Annotated in this window: 19 protein-coding genes; 4 read left to right on the top strand and 15 right to left on the bottom strand. The window is 67.8% G+C overall.

Features of this window, described 5'->3' with window-relative positions; translation table 11 throughout:
- Window positions 1-79: 79 nt before the first annotated feature.
- The gene (locus P2Q66_RS02385) at window positions 80-592 is read right to left on the bottom strand and encodes a MarR family transcriptional regulator (RefSeq protein WP_275725282.1); all 513 of its coding nucleotides are present in this window, start codon (window positions 590-592) and stop codon (window positions 80-82) included.
- A gap of 154 nt (window positions 593-746) precedes the next feature.
- Here P2Q66_RS02385 and P2Q66_RS02380 point away from each other — a divergent pair, with 154 nt between their 5' ends.
- On the top strand, window positions 747-1,250 hold the full coding sequence (locus P2Q66_RS02380) for a GNAT family N-acetyltransferase (RefSeq protein ID WP_079598036.1): 504 nt from the start codon (window positions 747-749) through the stop codon (window positions 1,248-1,250).
- 52 nt (window positions 1,251-1,302) lie between these two features.
- Window positions 1,303-1,737: a hotdog domain-containing protein gene (locus tag P2Q66_RS02375; RefSeq protein ID WP_079598037.1), complete on the top strand. Its 435-nt coding sequence runs from the start codon at window positions 1,303-1,305 to the stop codon at window positions 1,735-1,737.
- A gap of 86 nt (window positions 1,738-1,823) precedes the next feature.
- On the opposite strand, the gene P2Q66_RS02370 is transcribed toward P2Q66_RS02375, so the two are convergent.
- Window positions 1,824-2,879: an FAD-dependent monooxygenase gene (locus tag P2Q66_RS02370; protein WP_275725278.1), complete on the bottom strand. Its 1,056-nt coding sequence runs from the start codon at window positions 2,877-2,879 to the stop codon at window positions 1,824-1,826.
- 56 nt (window positions 2,880-2,935) lie between these two features.
- Here P2Q66_RS02370 and P2Q66_RS02365 point away from each other — a divergent pair, with 56 nt between their 5' ends.
- Window positions 2,936-3,472, top strand: a complete 537-nt coding sequence (locus P2Q66_RS02365; protein ID WP_275725276.1) for a TetR family transcriptional regulator — start codon at window positions 2,936-2,938, stop codon at window positions 3,470-3,472.
- A gap of 11 nt (window positions 3,473-3,483) precedes the next feature.
- Here P2Q66_RS02365 and P2Q66_RS02360 read toward each other — a convergent pair whose 3' ends face one another.
- The 3 genes from P2Q66_RS02360 to P2Q66_RS02350 all read right to left on the bottom strand — a co-directional run bounded on the left by P2Q66_RS02360 (window position 3,484) and on the right by P2Q66_RS02350 (window position 6,653).
- Complete coding sequence (locus P2Q66_RS02360; RefSeq protein WP_275725275.1) at window positions 3,484-4,674, bottom strand: 4-hydroxybenzoate 3-monooxygenase; 1,191 nt, start codon at window positions 4,672-4,674, stop codon at window positions 3,484-3,486.
- 110 nt (window positions 4,675-4,784) lie between these two features.
- Window positions 4,785-5,528 carry an IclR family transcriptional regulator gene (locus P2Q66_RS02355; protein ID WP_275725274.1) on the bottom strand — a complete coding sequence of 248 codons (744 nt, stop codon included), beginning with the start codon at window positions 5,526-5,528 and terminating at the stop codon, window positions 4,785-4,787.
- 60 nt (window positions 5,529-5,588) lie between these two features.
- Entirely contained in the window at window positions 5,589-6,653 is a 1,065-nt protein-coding gene (locus P2Q66_RS02350; RefSeq protein WP_275725272.1) for an FUSC family protein, read from the bottom strand.
- 160 nt (window positions 6,654-6,813) lie between these two features.
- Here P2Q66_RS02350 and P2Q66_RS02345 point away from each other — a divergent pair, with 160 nt between their 5' ends.
- The gene (locus P2Q66_RS02345; RefSeq protein ID WP_275725271.1) at window positions 6,814-7,653 is read left to right on the top strand and encodes an amino acid-binding protein; all 840 of its coding nucleotides are present in this window, start codon (window positions 6,814-6,816) and stop codon (window positions 7,651-7,653) included.
- Window positions 7,654-7,712: 59 nt separating this feature from the next.
- Here P2Q66_RS02345 and P2Q66_RS02340 read toward each other — a convergent pair whose 3' ends face one another.
- From P2Q66_RS02340 to P2Q66_RS02295, 10 genes are all read right to left on the bottom strand, one after another.
- Window positions 7,713-8,633, bottom strand: a complete 921-nt coding sequence (locus P2Q66_RS02340) for a diacylglycerol kinase family protein (RefSeq protein ID WP_079598046.1) — start codon at window positions 8,631-8,633, stop codon at window positions 7,713-7,715.
- Window positions 8,630-8,854 (bottom strand): hypothetical protein, encoded by a 225-nt coding sequence (locus P2Q66_RS02335; RefSeq protein ID WP_115526099.1) that lies wholly within the window; start codon window positions 8,852-8,854, stop codon window positions 8,630-8,632. Before P2Q66_RS02335 ends, P2Q66_RS02340 begins: the two co-directional genes overlap by 4 nt.
- Window positions 8,855-8,902: 48 nt before the next feature.
- A complete protein-coding gene (locus P2Q66_RS02330; RefSeq protein WP_275725269.1) occupies window positions 8,903-10,276 on the bottom strand; it encodes an NAD(P)(+) transhydrogenase (Re/Si-specific) subunit beta in 1,374 nt (457 codons plus the stop codon).
- Entirely contained in the window at window positions 10,273-10,587 is a 315-nt protein-coding gene (locus tag P2Q66_RS02325; RefSeq protein ID WP_275725267.1) for an NAD(P) transhydrogenase subunit alpha, read from the bottom strand. The genes P2Q66_RS02330 and P2Q66_RS02325 overlap by 4 nt, the downstream gene beginning before the upstream one ends.
- A complete protein-coding gene (locus P2Q66_RS02320) occupies window positions 10,587-11,756 on the bottom strand; it encodes a Re/Si-specific NAD(P)(+) transhydrogenase subunit alpha (RefSeq protein WP_275725322.1) in 1,170 nt (389 codons plus the stop codon). Before P2Q66_RS02320 ends, P2Q66_RS02325 begins: the two co-directional genes overlap by 1 nt.
- A gap of 174 nt (window positions 11,757-11,930) precedes the next feature.
- Window positions 11,931-12,263 carry an MmcQ/YjbR family DNA-binding protein gene (locus tag P2Q66_RS02315; RefSeq protein WP_275725265.1) on the bottom strand — a complete coding sequence of 111 codons (333 nt, stop codon included), beginning with the start codon at window positions 12,261-12,263 and terminating at the stop codon, window positions 11,931-11,933.
- Between the two features lie 2 nt (window positions 12,264-12,265).
- Window positions 12,266-13,072 (bottom strand): IclR family transcriptional regulator C-terminal domain-containing protein, encoded by an 807-nt coding sequence (locus P2Q66_RS02310; RefSeq protein WP_275725263.1) that lies wholly within the window; start codon window positions 13,070-13,072, stop codon window positions 12,266-12,268.
- Window positions 13,073-13,108: 36 nt separating this feature from the next.
- Complete coding sequence (locus P2Q66_RS02305; RefSeq protein WP_115526094.1) at window positions 13,109-13,786, bottom strand: 3-oxoacid CoA-transferase subunit B; 678 nt, start codon at window positions 13,784-13,786, stop codon at window positions 13,109-13,111.
- Between the two features lies 1 nt (window position 13,787).
- Complete coding sequence (locus P2Q66_RS02300) at window positions 13,788-14,471, bottom strand: 3-oxoacid CoA-transferase subunit A (RefSeq protein WP_079598053.1); 684 nt, start codon at window positions 14,469-14,471, stop codon at window positions 13,788-13,790.
- A 3-nt stretch (window positions 14,472-14,474) separates the two neighbouring features.
- The gene (locus P2Q66_RS02295) at window positions 14,475-15,692 is read right to left on the bottom strand and encodes a thiolase family protein (protein WP_275725260.1); all 1,218 of its coding nucleotides are present in this window, start codon (window positions 15,690-15,692) and stop codon (window positions 14,475-14,477) included.
- Window positions 15,693-15,696 lie beyond the last annotated feature (4 nt).

The raw sequence follows: 15,696 nt of genomic DNA, 5'->3' as shown, positions 1-15,696 counted from the left end.
CGCGCTCACGACTCCCTAAGGAAGAAACTTCAAGGTTGATCGTAAGCTTACATATTACTAGCCAGACTAGCTAGTCCGGCTAGTTACTTTTTTGATGCCCGTCCCTGACGGAGAGGGCATCCGTCATCTGCTGCAAGAAGTCGACCACGACGTGGGCCTGGTCCGCCGTCAGACCTTCGGCAACGGTCATCATCCGGCGATGCATCGCACCCAGCGTTTCGCGCACCTCCGTGTCGGATTCCACGGTGGGAATGACGACGATGGAGCGGCGGTCGGAGGGGTGGGCCTCGCGGCGGACGTGCCCGCTGGCCACCAGCCTGTCGATCAGCGAGGTGGTGGACGCGCTGGTGATGCCGAGGAATTGGCTCAAATCCTTGGGAACAACCGCCTTCCCGGAAGCCTGGGCGCGGAGGAGGAAGCGTAGCGCCAGGATGTCCGTTTCGCCCATGCCCATGGAGTCCCTGGTGGAACGGCGGACGGCAGTCTCCGCGGCCCGGTAATCGCGCAGTGACTTCAGCACGGCAGCACCGTAATCCAACTGCCCGTCCGGACCGTACCAGTAGCCGGAGCCTTCGTTACCCGTGGAACCCATGGATTGATCTTAGACCAACTGATAAGTAGGCAAGCTAGCTATACGGGCTAAGCGGCCCATCCACGTTATCCAACCGCTTACGCAGAAGAAACACCCGCGTAACCGCTGGCTTCTAGCCTTTTAATGCATATCCCTTCGGCGAATCGAGGCAGACATGCAGACCAATCCGCGGCTGAACATCCGGCAGGTATCCTGGTCCAACCCTGTGGGCGCCGACCTGCGCCGAGCGCAGCAGGCTGAACTCGATGCGCGCTTTGGTACCCCTGACCACGAACCCGGCACACCGCCGTCGGGCGCTGACTGCGCCGTGTTCCTCGTGGCGTATGACAAGGGATCGGGCCAGCCCGTGGGCTGCGGCGGCCTCCGGCTCCTGGATTCCACCACCGCTGAGATCAAGCGCCTGTACGTCCTTCCCTACACCCGCGGCTCGGGCGTGGCCAGCTCCATCCTGGCCGCACTGGAGGCAGAGGCACACAAACAGGGGATCACCAGGATCAAGGCCGAAGCCGGTTCCGCACAGCCGGACGGCCGCAATTTCTACCAGAACTCCGGGTTTGAGCCGGTCCCGAATTATGGTCCCTATATCGGGGTGGAACACTCCTACTGCTACGCCAAGAGTATTGATGCACGAAGCGCTGCCCACACGGCCATGGCATAAGGGCCGGCGTCACAAGTGCGTGGGGATTCCGCGCCTCGGCTAATCTCGGCCTATGGAAACAGCAGACATCACCTTCCGCACCCGCAAGTGGGTACGTCCTGAGGACCTCAACGCCAACGGGACCCTGTTCGGTGGAAGCCTGCTGAAGTGGATTGACGAGGAAGCCGCGATCTACGCCATCCTCCAGCTGGGCAACGGCAGGGCGGTGACAAAGTACATCTCGGAAATCAACTTCGTCAGCTCGGCCGTCCAGGGCGACCTGATCGAGATGGGCCTGACGGCCACGCGGTTCGGCAGGACATCGCTGACCATGCGCGCCGAAGTCCGCAACATGATCACCCGGCAGAGCATCCTCACCATCGAGGAGATCGTCTTCGTTAACCTGAATCCCTCCGGAAAGCCCGAACCGCATGGCTACACGGAGATCACCTATGACCGCGACCGCATTCCCACCCACCACCTGACCGAAACAGTGACCCAGGACTGACGTTTCACCCGGCGTTCACCCGGACGCCGCCTACCACGTCTGCTTTCGGTCGGGATGCCGCACAGCCGGCAGCTCCCGTCCGGTGATCAGTCCGCGGAACCGCTGACGACGGCGGAACGTCCGTTCCGCCGTCGGGCGAGGCTGAGGAGGCGGTCGCGGAAGGGCTGGCCACCGTCGGCGAGGGCGACGCGCCCCAGCGCCGAGGATGCCAGGCTCAGGACGCGGGTCCGCAGCCGCCGCTGCCGGTCGTAGGCACGCAGTGCCTGGTCTTCGGGCAGCGTGTTGAGAAGGTCAGCCAGTGTCACCGCGTCCACCAAGGACTCGCAGGCGCCGCGACCCAGGGTGGGGAGCATGGCGTGGGCGGCATCGCCGATGAGCGCGGTCCGCCCGCGGACATAGGAGCCCAGGCGCGGAACTGTCCAGATCCGCTGGACCAGGCATGCTTCGGGAGTGGCTGCGGCCAGCGTGCGGCGGATGGCGGGGGCGTGGGTGGCATAGCGTTCCCGGGCGTGGTCCAAGGCTGATGCTGCGTTAATCCCGTACGGGCCCACCCCGGAGCGGTAGCTGGCGTACCAGAAGGACCCTCCCCGGGCGGCGGCCATGCCGAACAGGTCGCCGCGGCCCCAGTACTCTCCCACCTCGCCGGGACTGACCGGAGCTGGGAGAGTCCCGCGGAGGGCGAGGTACGGGGTGACGCGCGCATCCGTTGCGGCGCCCCAGGCCTCCCGGCGGACTGCGCTGTGCACGCCGTCGGCGCCGACCACAAGGCTGCCGTCGGCAGGAAGTGATCTGACGTTGCTGGTAATCCGGCGGACGGTTCCCGGGACGGCGCCGTCCAGCAACCGGAGAAGGTCAACCCGGGATATGCCGAACATATCCCCCACGCTGACGGTGACCCACGGCTCACCCTGGGCGTCACGGACGGATCCGCTGCCGATCACCGGGCTGACCGCCTGCGCCTCTTCAAGGATTCCCAGCCGCTCCAGCGCACGCTGGGCGTTCGGCCACATGCCCAGCGCGTTTCCGACAGCGGGCAGTTCGGGGCGCTTCTCATACACCGTCACCTGGAACCGGGCCGGGTCCAGGCACGCAGCCAGTGCCAGGCCCGCAATGCCGCCGCCAACGATCGAGATGGTTTCCATGCCCGCAATTCTACTACTTTTGTAGTGGATGGCTAGGGGGCAATTAGACTGTGGCCATGCCCGACAGACGCACCGAATTGATGGACGCAGCCCTCGCCCTCGTGGCGGAGAAGGGCATGAAGGGCCTCACCCACCGGGCAGTGGATGCCGCCGCACACCTGCCCGAAGGCACCACCTCCAACTACTACCGGAACCGCGCGGCCCTTGTGGAAGCGGTGCTTGACCGCATGCTGGAGCTGGACGCCGCACTCCTGGAGGACCAGGGCCCCGCCGGTCCGCCGCAGGACATTGAGGAACTGGCAGACCAGCTGGCCACCCTGATGCTAGCGCTGGCCGGGCGGCACGCGGGGCTCAGCCGCGCCCGCCTGGCCATCTCCCTGGACAGGCCCGAGTCAGTGACAGCCGGGCACTTCCGGCTGGTGGGCGGCCTGGAGCAGGCCCTCGCCGGGATGGGTGTGGCGGATGCGCCAGCCCGGGCACGGGACCTGGCGGACTACGGCGACGGCGTGCTGCTGCACCTGCTCACGGTCAGGCGCGATGAGCAACCGGACGCTGCAGCCATCGCCGCAGCAGTCCGGCGGCTGCTGGCTTAGCGGCTGCTGGCTTAGCGGGCGCCGGGCCAGCCGGTGTAGGCCTCGGCGAGGTAGGCCATGCCGTGCCCGGAGGACACCACGGAGTTCAGTTCGCCCAGCTGGCGTGCACGGGAGAAATCGTCGGCGTCGGCGGGGGTGTGCAGCATGGTGGTCATCCAGTAGGAGAACTGCTGCGCCTTCCAAACCCGCTCCAGGGCGCGGTCGCTGTACGTCTCCAGCAGCCGGTCCGAGCTCGAGTTGTAATGGCTGTCGAGCCCTTCGAAGAGGACCTTGACGTCATGGATGGCAAGGTTCAGGCCCTTCGCGCCGGTGGGTGGAACTGTGTGGGCGGCGTCGCCCACCAGGAAAAGGTTGCCGTGGCGCATCGGGGTGTGGACGAAGCTGCGGAATGGCAGGACCATTTTCTCGATGACCGGCCCCTCTTTCAGTTCGAAGCCGTTGCCGTTCACGCGGCTGCGGAACTCGGCCCAGATGCGGTCGTCGTCCCAGTTGGAGACGTTTTCCTTGGGGTCGCACTGGAAGTACATGCGCTGCACGGTTTCGGTGCGCTGGCTGATCAGTGCGAAGCCGTTGGCGGAATTGGCGTAGATCAGTTCGTCGGAGCTGCGCGGAGCCTCGGCCAGGATGCCGAACCAGGCGAACGGGTATTCGTGGAAGTACCACTTGCGGTGCGCCTCGGGGATCTGGAACCGGCAGTGGCTGCGGGAGCCATCGGCGCCCACCAGGAAGTCTGCCCGGATCTCGTATTCCACGCCGTCGGAGTCGGTGAACCAGACCTTCGGCTTGCCTTCGAGGTCGTGGACGGTGGTGTCCGTGACGCTGTACCGGACGTCGCCGCCGTCGGCCGTCCTGCGCGCGGCGAGGTCCAGGAAAACGTCCGTCTGCGGGTACAGCCAGACGGACTCCCCCACCAGGTCCTTGAAGTCGACGCGGTGGCTTTCACCGTTGAAGCGCAGCTCAATGCCGTCGTGCCGGTCCCCGTCCCGCAGCACCCGGTCTGAGACGCCGCTGTCCACCAGCAGGTTGACCGTCCCGTGCTCCAGGATTCCGGCCCGGACCGTCTCGGAGATCTCCTTGTGGCTGCGGACTTCAATGACGGTGGACTCGATGCCGGCCTTGGCCAGCAGGTGGGACAGCATCAGGCCGGCGGGGCCGGCACCCATGATGGCTACCTGGGTGGTGATGATTTTGCGTGCTGCCATGATTCTCTCGCTTCGTTGCGGGGCCGCTGGGCCGGTTCGGTGCGTCTGGCTAACAGTGTGCGCCGCCAGGGGTGACGGCCGTTACAGCAATTCCGTTGAATGGTTCAGCGTCAGGAATCGGCAAGGTTCCGGGCAATGCCGCGGGCGGCTGTCTGCAGGGCGGGCACCAGCGCCTGCAGGCGCATCTCGCGCAGCGGAACCACGACGCCGAGGGACGCCACGGCGCGTTGCTTGCGGTTGAGCACGGGGACGGCGATGCCCCACGTGTCCGGGTCCACGACGCCGGCCAGCTGGGCGAAGCCCTGATGGGTCGTTTCGCTGAGCAGCGCGCGGATGGCGGCCCTGGTGACCTTTCCGTCGGGATCGACGAACTGCTCCAGGTATTGCGCTTGGAGGGCCTTGTCCTGGTGGGCCATGAGCGCCAGCCCCGCAGAGGAGATGTGGACGGGCATCCGTCCGGCCACCTGGGCACGGTTGGCCACGGAGCCCCGCCGGGACAGCCGCTCCACGAAGAGCGCTTCCCAGCCGTCCAGCACGGCGAGGTTCACGTTCTGGTTGAGCACCTGCTGGATGTCCTCCATGAACGGCATGGCCGCCTGGCGCAGGGCGAGGGTTGGCGACGTGCGGTTCACCAGCTCCCACAGCCGCAGCCCCGGCCGCACCATGCCCTCAGGCCCCGTCTCCAGGAGTCCATGCCCCGCGAGCTGCCGGACCAGCCGGTGCGTGGTGGTGAGTGGCAGTCCCGCACGGACCGCAAGGTCGGACAGCTGGAGCGTGCTGACCTCCGGCGGAAAGGCGGAGATGAGCCGGACGATCCGGTCCACCACCGAATCGCCTGACCTCGAATTCGCCACGCAGCACCAGCTTCCGATGAATGGTTGAAGCCTCAGGGTACCGCCCGCCGCTGCAGGCGGCTAGGCCGTCGTCGTGCGTTGACGCACCCGGCGCCACGCTCCCGGGGCCAGCACCACGGCAATCCCGACCGCGGCTCCGATCACCGTTTCGATGATGCGGTCCCGGAGCAGGATGCCGGGCGCCGAAGGCACCACCAGCAGCGTGGAGATCAGTGCCAGCGGGGTGACGAACACCTGGGCCAGCAGGTACTGCCGGATGATGAACATTTCGGCGCCGAACTGGCACAGCGCCATCACGAGCACCGTCTGCCAGGGTTGCAGCCCCAGCAGCACGATGCCGGCAAGGATCACCAGGCCCAGTATCGTGCCGATGATCCTTTGGATTCCGCGGCGCACCCGGTGGCGGGTGGTGTGCCCCACGAGCGGAACCACGGCAGCCACCATGGCCCAGTAGTTGTGGCCGAATCCAAGCCGTTCCCCTGCCCAGGTGGCCAGTGCCCCCGCGAGCCCGGCGGCCACCAGGTAGCCAAAGCCTTCCAGCCATGCCGCCCGCTTCTCGTCAGGGGTGCGGCGGATGGGCCGGGGCCTGGCCCACGGCGTGCGGTGGCTGGGCAGCACGCGGGAGGAGAAGCCGATCAGCAGGCAGAAGCCGGTAGTGAGGACGGAAACCAGCATGCCCTGCCACAGCGGGGGCTGGTTGGGGATGGAGGCAATGGCGGCGAAGGCGAAGATGTGGAACAGCGAACCGGCCGGGCGCAGCCGCAGCCACGAGATGGCCACCGAGCAGGCCCCGGCAACCACGGTGGTGGCGAGGACCAGGAGCCAGGTGGTGGTGGGGACGTCCAGGCCCCAGGCCGCCTCCATCCTCGCAGCGAGGGCCGCCAGGAGGATCACCAGCAACATCAGCAGTCCGGCGCGCAGCTGCAGCGCGAAGCGGATGCCGTGCGGCTCGCCGCGGCCATAGATGCCGGTGAACGCGCCGAAGGACGCGAAGATGGCCAGGTCCAGCCTCCCCAGGAGGACCAGGATGAAGAGCGGAACGAAAACTCCCACGGCGCATCTCAGGGCAGGGTGGTGGTCCTTGTTGGCGGGAGCAATGCTGAACATCTCAGCGAGCATCTTCACGTGGCAATAGCGCCTTTCCTCCGGTACCTGGTTGGACGGGCGGCCGCGCTGACGTTCCTTCACGATCTTACGGCGCCGGCTCCGGAAACTGCCCGCCGCGTTCCCTTGAATGGAATCAGGAGGCAATGCTGCCGAAACAGCACCCGGCGATGCTTATGCCATGACGCCACGCGCACAGAATTCCCCAGCCGCCGAACTGAGCTGTGAAGTCTGCGGCCTGATGCCCGAACCTCCCAAAACCCGCCTGACCCTGGCCAACGTGGCCGTGATGCTGCCCATCGAACTCCTGGTCCACGCCCTGGTGGTGGACACCCAGCTCCCGTACGTGGCCAAAGTCCTCGTACTGGCCGTCACCGCCACGGTCCTGGTGATCTGGGTGGCGGAGCCGTCCGCTGCCCGGATCCTGCGCGGCTGGCTGCACGCCCCCGCACTCCGCCACCGCCGGAAGCTTGGTACGGCACCGGCTCTGTGGCGGGCACGGACGGTACTGTGCGACGAGCCGGGGTCACTGCAGAAAGTCACCAAGGCACTGGCCCGCCTGGACACCAACATCCTGAGCATCCACGTCCATCCGGTACCGGGCGGGGTGCTGGACGAGTTTGTCCTTTCTGCTCCCGGCTCCGTCAGCGAGCGTGAGTTGCTGGAGGCCCTGCACGAATCCGGCGGCACCCGGGCGCACGTCTGGCCCACCACGGCCCTGGCCATGGCCGACGGCCAGACCAGGGCGCTGAGCCTGGCCGCCCGGATCGCCGACGCCCCGGAGGAGCTTCCCCTGGCCGTGGCGGAACTGCTGCGGGCCCGGATCCTCAGTCCGGCAGAGGCCGCTCTGGAGAAGCACGACGCCGGCACCCGCCTGAAGATTCCCACCGCCTGGCACGGGCCCATCACCTTCGTCCGGCCCGGCGAACCGTTCACTCCCGCGGAGTCCGCCCGCGCCCACCGGCTCGCAGAGCTCGCCGAGATCCTGGCGCACCGCCCGGCTGCCTCCCGTCCCAGCTAGGTAGCGCTAACTGCCGTTTTGAGGCTCCAAAACGGCAGTTCGCGCTACCCAGTTGGGTGCTACATCCGCAGGGTGAGGGCGGAGGGGACCATGGTCATCAGGACGTGTTTGCCCTGTCCCTCATGGTCGCCGTCCAGCTGGTAGTCGTCGTTGTGCTCCAGGCTGATCTCTACTGACTTGCCCTGGAAGTACTCCACCGCGGTGTCCTTGCCCCGCCCCTTGCCGATGATGCCTGCAAGTACGGACAGCCAGCCCAGCCGGCCGTGGTGCGGCGCCAGGACCGCGATGTCCAGCAGCCCGTCATCCATTTTGGCGTCCGGGAAGATTTCCAGGCCGCCCTGGACCTTGCCGCAGTTGCCCACCATGACGCTGCGGACGCCCCGGCGCACCACGGTTTGGCCGTCGATCACCACGGTGGCCTTCACGGGTTTGCCGGGAAGGTTGCGGATACCCGCGTCAACGTAGGCGAGCCAACCCACCTTGTCCTTGAGGTCCTCGTTGGTGTCCGCCATGATGGTGGCGTCGTACCCCACTCCGGCCATGACCAGGAACAGCTGCTCCTCGTCGGGGTCGCTGCGGCGGGCGCGGACCACGTCGATCTTCCGCTCTGTACCGATCAGCGCACCGGCCATGGCGCCGTCGTAATCCGTGACGTCCATGCCTAGATTGCGGGCCAGCAGGTTGCCGGTACCCAGCGGCAGCAGGCCCATCGGGACGTCGCCGCCGGCAAGGACCTCGGCGACGCACCGCACGGTCCCGTCGCCGCCCGCGGCGATGACGATGTCCGCTCCCGCGGCTAGGGCGTCCTTCGCCTGGCCGACGCCCGGGTCTTCCTTGGTGGTCTCATACCAGAGCGTCTCGCCCCAGCCGTTTTCGACGCAGTGCTTGGCCACCAGGCCCCGCACGTCGATATCCACCGGCTTGGCGGGATTCACGATGATGGCGGCGCGCTGAAGCGCGTTGGAGCTGTGGGCGGTCATGGTGTCCTTCGGGCGTTGATCCGGGCGGAGCGGATGATGGTGAAGATCCCCAGGGCCTCAACCGCGGCGATGACAGCAATCATCCAGTACAAACCCTGTGCCGCCACCAGAACCATGCCGAGCAGGCTGGTGGCAATGCTCACGATGACCGGCAGCAGCCAGGCGGGCCGGGACGAACGGCCCGCGGGAGGCGCGTCGGAGGTGGTCTGGGGGTCGCTCATGCGGTACGGCTCCTTGGGCTGTTTCCGGTGAATCCTGTTCCTTGCAGGCTACAGCGCCTTGACCGCCCCCAGCACCTGGGCCAGCGAGTCCTTTGCGTCTCCGAACAGCAGTGACGTCTGGGGTTCGTACAGCAGGTCGTTTTCGATCCCGGCAAATCCCGGACGCATAGAACGCTTCAGGAACACCACCTGCCGGGCATCCGCCACCTCCAGGATGGGCATGCCGTAAATCGGCGAGCCGGTGGAGGTCTTCGCCGCCGGGTTCACAACGTCGTTGGCCCCTACCACCAGCGCCACGTCCGCGGTCTTGAACTCCGGGTTGATCTCACCCATCTCCTTGAGCGACTCGTAGGGCACGTTCGCCTCGGCCAGGAGCACGTTCATGTGCCCGGGCATCCGCCCTGCCACCGGGTGGATGGCAAAATCGACGTCGATGCCGCGGGCCTCCAGGGCCTGCGCCAGTTCCGCCGCGGTGTGCTGCCCCTGCGCCACGGCCAGGCCGTACCCCGGGACAATGATCACGCGCTGCGCATAGCCCAGGAGCACCGCCACGTCCTCGGCGCTGGACGACCGGACGGGACGCTCGCTCACGGCGGTGGACCCCGCCGTCGACCCTCCGCGGAAGGCGCCGAAGAGGATGCCGGCCACGCTCCGGCCCATGGCTGCTGCCATGGCGCGGGTGAGGATGGTGCCCGAAGCGCCCACCAGGGTGCCGGCGACCACCAGGAGGACGTTGCCCAGCACCACGCCGGACGCGGCGACGGCCAGCCCGGTGAAGGCGTTCAGGAGCGAGATGACGATGGGAACGTCGGCCCCGCCCACGGGCAGCACCAGCAGGACGCCGGCCGCCAGGCCCAGGAGCAGCAGCACCACCGCGAGCGCCGCCGAACCGGTCAGGATGACGCCGACGGCGGTGCCCACGGCGGCGAGCAGCACGGCAGCCATCACCACGGGGAGCCCGGGGAACACCACCGGGCGGGTGGTCATCAGTTCCTGCAGTTTGGCGAAGGTCACCGCGGAACCGGCAAAGGAGACGGCACCCACGAGCAGGGTGAACACGATAGCCAGCCGAACCCAGGGATCGGCCGTGTGGCTGAGTTCAAGGAGTGCCACCAGGGCAGCGGCCCCGCCGCCCACACCGTTGAAAGCGGCCACCAGCTGCGGCATCTGCGTCATCTTCACGCCCCGGGCCACGGGCGCAGCCACCACCGTACCCACGGCAACGGAACCGAGGATCCAGGGGATGTTGTCCAGGCGCATGGACAGGAACACCGTGATGACGCCGATCAGCGCCCCGAGCGCGCCGATGAGGTTTCCCCGCCGGGCTGTCCGCGGGGAACTCAGGCCACGCAGCGCCAGGATGAAGAAGACAGCCGCGACGAGGTACAGCAGCGACGTCCAGACGGGATCGAGGATGCTCACTTACGGTCCGCCTTCGCCGCGGTCCGGGCAACCTCTTTTTTGGCGTGGAACATGTGGAGCATCCGGTCGGTGACCACGAACCCGCCCACCAGGTTGGCGGTGGCCAGCACCACCGCGAGGAGGGCCACGGCCAGGACCAGGGGATCGGCGGCCTGACCGGCCACGATGATGGCCCCCACCAGGATGATGCCGTGGATCGCGTTGGCGCCGGACATCAGGGGTGTGTGCAGGGTGCTGGACACCTTGGACACCACCTCGAAGCCCACGAACACGGCCAGGACCGTGATGGTCAGCAGGCTTATCCCGTCCATCAGAGCACCCCTTCCTGCCCGGCCCGGGTTCTGGCGCCGAGGAGTTCCGCCGTGGGCAAGTGCCGGACAGCGCCGTCGTGGGTGAGGCAGGCCCCGGCCACCACCTCATCATTGAAGTCCGGGGTCACCACGCCCTCATGGATCATGAGTGCCAGGAGGTTGGCCACGTTCTTTGCGTAGAGGCGGGAAGCGTCCGAAGCCATCGCCGAGGCGGGGTCCTTCAGGCCCACCAGCGTGACGTGCCCGGCGCCGTCGGCGGTGGGGACGGCGATGTCCTGGCCTGGTACCACGCCCTCCACGTTGCCGCCTGACTCCGCGGCGAGGTCGACGACGACCGAACCGGGGCGCATGCCCTGCACCATCTCGCGGGTCACCAGGAGCGGGGCGCGCCTGCCGGGGACTGCCGCCGTCGTAATCAGCACGTCCGACTGTGCGACGTGCGGTGCCAGCAGCTGCCGCTGCCGCGTGCCGGCATCGGAGCTGAGCTGGCGGGCGTACCCGCCCGCAGCCTCCGCCGTTTCGAGGTCCAGCCGGATGAAAGTGCCGCCCATGGAGGCCACCTCGTCCGCGGAGGCGGGGCGGATGTCGTTGGCGAAGACGCGGGCGCCCAGGCGTTTGGCGGTGCCGATGGCCTGCAGGCCGGCCACGCCGGCACCGAGCACCAGGACGCGGGCCGGCGGAACGGTGCCGGCGGCGGTCATGTACAGGGGAAAGAACCGCGGCAGCCGGATGGCTGCTTCCAGGACGCAGCGGTAGCCGGCCACCAGGGCCTGCGAGCTGAGTGCGTCCATGGACTGGGCGCGGGAGATGCGGGGCACGAGTTCGAGGGCGAACGCCGTTACGCCGGCCGCGGCGAGCGCCTCCACCGTGGGCAGTTCGGACGACGGCGATGCGAGCCCCACGGTCACCGCTCCCCGTTTCAGGGACTTGGCGGTGTCCGGGTCGAGCGGGCGGACGTGGGCCAGGGCGTCCAGCCGGGCGAGGTCCAGCCCAGGGACCACCTGCGCCCCGGCCTGGCGGTAGTCGTGGTCAGGATGCCCGGCGGCGGAACCGGCGCCTTCCTCCAGCAGGACTTCGGCGCCCAGGGCGGTCAGTTGCTTGACGGTTTCCGGCGTGGCTGCAACACGCCATTCACCGTCCCGGCGTTCCCGCGGAATGCCCAGTTTCACCCGCTGACTCCCCTCGCAGACAAGTGCGGCGGCGGCCTGCGAAGCCGGGTCCCGGAATTTGTCCGGAGACGGGACCTTCGCGGAGCGGCGCTGCTGCACGTAGTTGGCTAGAGTCTATGGCCCGCACTGCCGCGGCGGGAGTGGGTCGGCGGGCTTGGATGGGAAACAGTTACATTAGCCGCTTCGCCGATAATGCGGGCGGGACGGCCCGCCGCCAGCCAGCCGGTAGGAATCCTGGAGCAGTTCCCCGAGGAGCCGGGCGTCGATTCGGTCAAGCCGCACCAGCACTAATTGGGGTGAACGCTCGTGGTGGGGTGTCCAGAAGTAGGTGTCCGGCTCGGTCCCGGTCAGCGCCTCCCGCTCCTCCGTCTTGACCGTGAGGACACCGGGTTCCCAGATCCGGGCCATCAGGGTCCTCGCAAACCACGCCGGCTGGCCCCAGCTCAGCCGCTCGGTGACACCCGGCAGCGCGAGCGCGGCTTCCCGGACATCATCTTCCGTGACCACCCTTATCCCCGGGCGCTGAGATCTGCTGAGACCAGTTTGGCCGTGGCCACGATCTCGCGGGCAATCGAGGCCAGGTAGGCATCCCTGTCCGGCTGGGCGGCGACGGACTGCGCCTGCAGGGAGACGTTGACGGCGGCCACTACCTTCGTGGGTCCGTCGTAGACCGGGGCCGCAACGGACATCAGCCCCAGTTCCAGCTCCTGGTCCAGCAGGCACCAGCCCTGGGCCCGGACCGTCTCCAGCTCTGCCAGCAGTTCCGGAACGGTTCCCAGGCCCCGCGGGGTCAGGGGTTTGATGTCAGCCGCGGCCAGGTAGGCGTCCAGTTCTGCCGGCGGAAGATGTGCGAGCAGGACCCTGCCCATCGAGGTGGCGTAGGCCGGGAAGCGGGTGCCCACGGTGATGCCGATGGTCATGATCCGGCGGGTGGTCACCCGGGCGATGTAGGCGATGTCGGTGCCGTCCAGCACGGCCGCGGAGGTGGATTCGCCGAGCTTCAGCGAGAGCTCCTCCAGGTGCGGCTGTGCGAGCTGGGGCAGCGAGAGCCCGGAGAGGTACGCGTAACCGAGCTGCAGGACCTTGGCGGTGAGCGCGAACGTCTTGCCGTCGGTCCGCACGTAGCCCAGCTCCACCAGGGTGTGCAGGAACCGCCGCGCCGTGGCCCGGGTCAGGTCCGTCCTGCCGGCCACTTCCGTCAGGGTCATCACCGGATGGTCGGTGTCGAACGCGCGGATCACGGCCAGCCCGCGCGCCAGCGACTGTACGTACTGGTCGCTGGCTTGCGGCGCGCCCGCTACTGCTGCTTCGGTCATGGTTACCAATCCTAGGGCCGCCGGGTTTCGACGGGCTCAACCAGCGGCTGGAGCGGCCTTGAGCGGGACGGGGACGAGTTCCTGGAGTTCCTCGAGGGTGCAGCCGAAGGTTTCGCGGACGCTGACGCCCTCGGGTCCGGTGAGGAACACTGCCTTGTCCGTGTAGACCCGGGTCACGCAGCCCACGCCGGTCAGGGGGTAGGTGCAGGACTCCACGATCTTGGACGCGCCCTCGCGGGTCAGCAAGGTCATCATGACGAACACATCCTTGGCCCCGGTCGCCAGGTCCATGGCACCGCCGACAGCGGGGATCGCGCCGGGCGCGCCGGTGTGCCAGTTGGCGAGGTCACCGGTGACGGAGACCTGGAACGCTCCCAGGACGCAGATGTCCAGGTGCCCGCCGCGCATCATCGCGAAGGAGTCGGCGTGGTGGAAGTATGAGGCTCCGGGGAGTTCGGTGACGGGGATCTTGCCGGCGTTGATCAGGTCGCCGTCGATTTCGTCGCCCTGCGCTTCGGGTCCCATGCCGAGCATCCCGTTCTCGGTGTGGAGGGTGATGTCCTGTTCAGCGGTGAGGTAGTTGGACACCAGGGTGGGCTGGCCGATCCCGAGGTTCACGAAGGAACCGGGGGCAATGTCGCGGGCCACCAGGCGGGCCAGGTCGTCGCGGCCCAACGGGGTGGCGGAGGTCTGGAGGGACGTTGCGATGCTCATGTCAGGCCGCCTTCTCGGTGGTGCCCGCCGGGATGCGGACAATGGTGTTGACGTAGATTCCGGGGGTGACCACGGTCTCCGGGTCCAGCGCCCCGGTGGGAACGATCTCGGACACCTGGACGATGGTCTGCTTCGCTGCGGCGGCCATGATGGGGCCGAAATTCCGGGCGGTCTTGCGGTAGACCAGGTTGCCCTTCCCGTCGGCCTTGAGTGCCTTGATCAGGGCGACGTCCGCGTGGATGGGCGTTTCGAAGACCTGGCCGCGGCCGTCGATGATCCGGGTTTCCTTGCCTTCGGCCAGCATGGTGCCGTACCCGGTGGGGGTGAAGAATCCGCCGATCCCGGCACCGGCGGCCCGGATCCGCTCGGCCAGGTTGCCCTGCGGGACGAGCTCCAGCTCGATCTCGCCGGCCTTGTACTTGGCGTCGAAGTGCCAGGAGTCGGACTGCCGAGGGAAGGAACAGATCATCTTCCGCACCCGGCCTTCCTTGATCAGCAGGGCCAAGCCCTGGTCACCCTGGCCGGCGTTGTTGTTCACCACGGTCAGGTCCGTGGCGCCGCAGTCCATCAGCGCATCGATCAGTTCGAATGGCTGCCCGGCGTTGCCGAAACCGCCAATCATCACCGTGGAGCCGTCCTTGATGCCGGCCACGGCCTCGTTTACGGAGTCAACAAAAGTCAGCATTGCCTAGCCCTTCACGCCAGTAGTTACGTTTTCAAGCACCACGGCCAGGCCCTGCCCGACGCCGATGCAGATCGCCGCGACGCCCCAGCGCTCCCCGGAAGCCTGCAGGGACCGGGCAAGGGTGCCCAGGATCCTGGTGCCGGAGGCACCGAGCGGGTGGCCCATGGCGATGGCGCCGCCGTGCCGGTTCACAATCGAGGGGTCAATGCCCCAGGCGTTAATGCACGCCAGGGACTGTGCGGCGAACGCTTCGTTAAGTTCGACGGCGCCCACCTGGTCCCAGCCGATGCCCGCCTTCGCCAGGGCCTTGTTCGCCGCCTCCACCGGGGCGAACCCGAAGTACTGCGGATCGTTGCCGTGCGCGCCGCGCCCGGCAATACGGGCCAAAGGCTCCAGCCCCAGCAGCCCCGCGGCAGCCTCGGACCCCACCCAGGCCGCAGAGGCGCCGTCGGACAACGGTGACGCGTTGCCCGCGGTGACGGTGCCGCCCACCTCTGCGCCCTCGGGCTCTGAACGGAACACCGTCTTCAGGGCCGCCAGCTTCTCGGCGGTGGAACCGGGGCGGATGCCCTCGTCCCGCACCAGGTCCGTGCCCGGAACGGGGGCCACCAGGTTGTCGTAGAAACCCTCGTCCCACGCGGCGGCGGACAGGTTGTGCGAGTCCGCGGCGAACTCATCCTGCGCCTGCCGGGTCACCCCGTACTTTTCACGGAGCCTTTCGGTGGCCTCGCCCAGGGAGATGGTCCACTCCTTGGGCATCGCCTTGTTGACCAGGCGCCAGCCCAGGGTTGTGGAGGCCAGGGTCATGTCGCCGGCCGGGTAGGGCTTCTCCGTCTTCGGCAGCACCCACGGCGCACGGGACATCGACTCCGCCCCGCCCACCAGCACCAGGTCCGCGTCACCGGCATTAATCTGGCGCGAGGCGATAATCGCAGCATCCAGCGAGGAGCCGCAGAGCCGGTTCACCGTGGTCCCGGGAATGGAGACCGGAAGCCCGGCCAGCAAAGTGCCCATCCGGGCGATGTTCCGGTTTTCCTCGCCGGCGCCGTTGGCGTTGCCAAAGACCACCTCGTCGATCCGCTCCGGATCCAGTCCCGGAGCCCGCTTCACGGACTCCCGGATCACGTGCGCTGCGAGGTCGTCCGGGCGGACGGCGGCGAGGCCGGAGCCGAACTTGCCGAAAGGGGTGCGCACGGCGTCGTACACAAAAGCCTGGTTCATGACT

This window comes from Arthrobacter sp. Cr_A7 (genome assembly GCF_029222765.1).
In the GTDB taxonomy this organism is placed as follows: domain Bacteria; phylum Actinomycetota; class Actinomycetes; order Actinomycetales; family Micrococcaceae; genus Arthrobacter.
This window is presented reverse-complemented; position numbering and strand designations above follow the sequence as displayed.

Coding starts and splice junctions, on each gene's coding strand:
- P2Q66_RS02365 (WP_275725276.1), top strand. CDS start 2,936: ATGCCCGACAGACGCACCGAATTGATGGACGCAGCCCTCGCCCTCGTG.
- P2Q66_RS02370 (WP_275725278.1), bottom strand. CDS start 2,879: ATGGAAACCATCTCGATCGTTGGCGGCGGCATTGCGGGCCTGGCACTG.
- P2Q66_RS02375 (WP_079598037.1), top strand. CDS start 1,303: ATGGAAACAGCAGACATCACCTTCCGCACCCGCAAGTGGGTACGTCCT.
- P2Q66_RS02380 (WP_079598036.1), top strand. CDS start 747: ATGCAGACCAATCCGCGGCTGAACATCCGGCAGGTATCCTGGTCCAAC.
- P2Q66_RS02295 (WP_275725260.1), bottom strand. CDS start 15,692: ATGAACCAGGCTTTTGTGTACGACGCCGTGCGCACCCCTTTCGGCAAG.
- P2Q66_RS02300 (WP_079598053.1), bottom strand. CDS start 14,471: ATGCTGACTTTTGTTGACTCCGTAAACGAGGCCGTGGCCGGCATCAAG.
- P2Q66_RS02385 (WP_275725282.1), bottom strand. CDS start 592: ATGGGTTCCACGGGTAACGAAGGCTCCGGCTACTGGTACGGTCCGGAC.
- P2Q66_RS02310 (WP_275725263.1), bottom strand. CDS start 13,072: ATGACCGAAGCAGCAGTAGCGGGCGCGCCGCAAGCCAGCGACCAGTAC.
- P2Q66_RS02340 (WP_079598046.1), bottom strand. CDS start 8,633: ATGACCGCCCACAGCTCCAACGCGCTTCAGCGCGCCGCCATCATCGTG.
- P2Q66_RS02305 (WP_115526094.1), bottom strand. CDS start 13,786: ATGAGCATCGCAACGTCCCTCCAGACCTCCGCCACCCCGTTGGGCCGC.
- P2Q66_RS02325 (WP_275725267.1), bottom strand. CDS start 10,587: ATGGACGGGATAAGCCTGCTGACCATCACGGTCCTGGCCGTGTTCGTG.
- P2Q66_RS02345 (WP_275725271.1), top strand. CDS start 6,814: ATGACGCCACGCGCACAGAATTCCCCAGCCGCCGAACTGAGCTGTGAA.
- P2Q66_RS02335 (WP_115526099.1), bottom strand. CDS start 8,854: ATGAGCGACCCCCAGACCACCTCCGACGCGCCTCCCGCGGGCCGTTCG.
- P2Q66_RS02360 (WP_275725275.1), bottom strand. CDS start 4,674: ATGGCAGCACGCAAAATCATCACCACCCAGGTAGCCATCATGGGTGCC.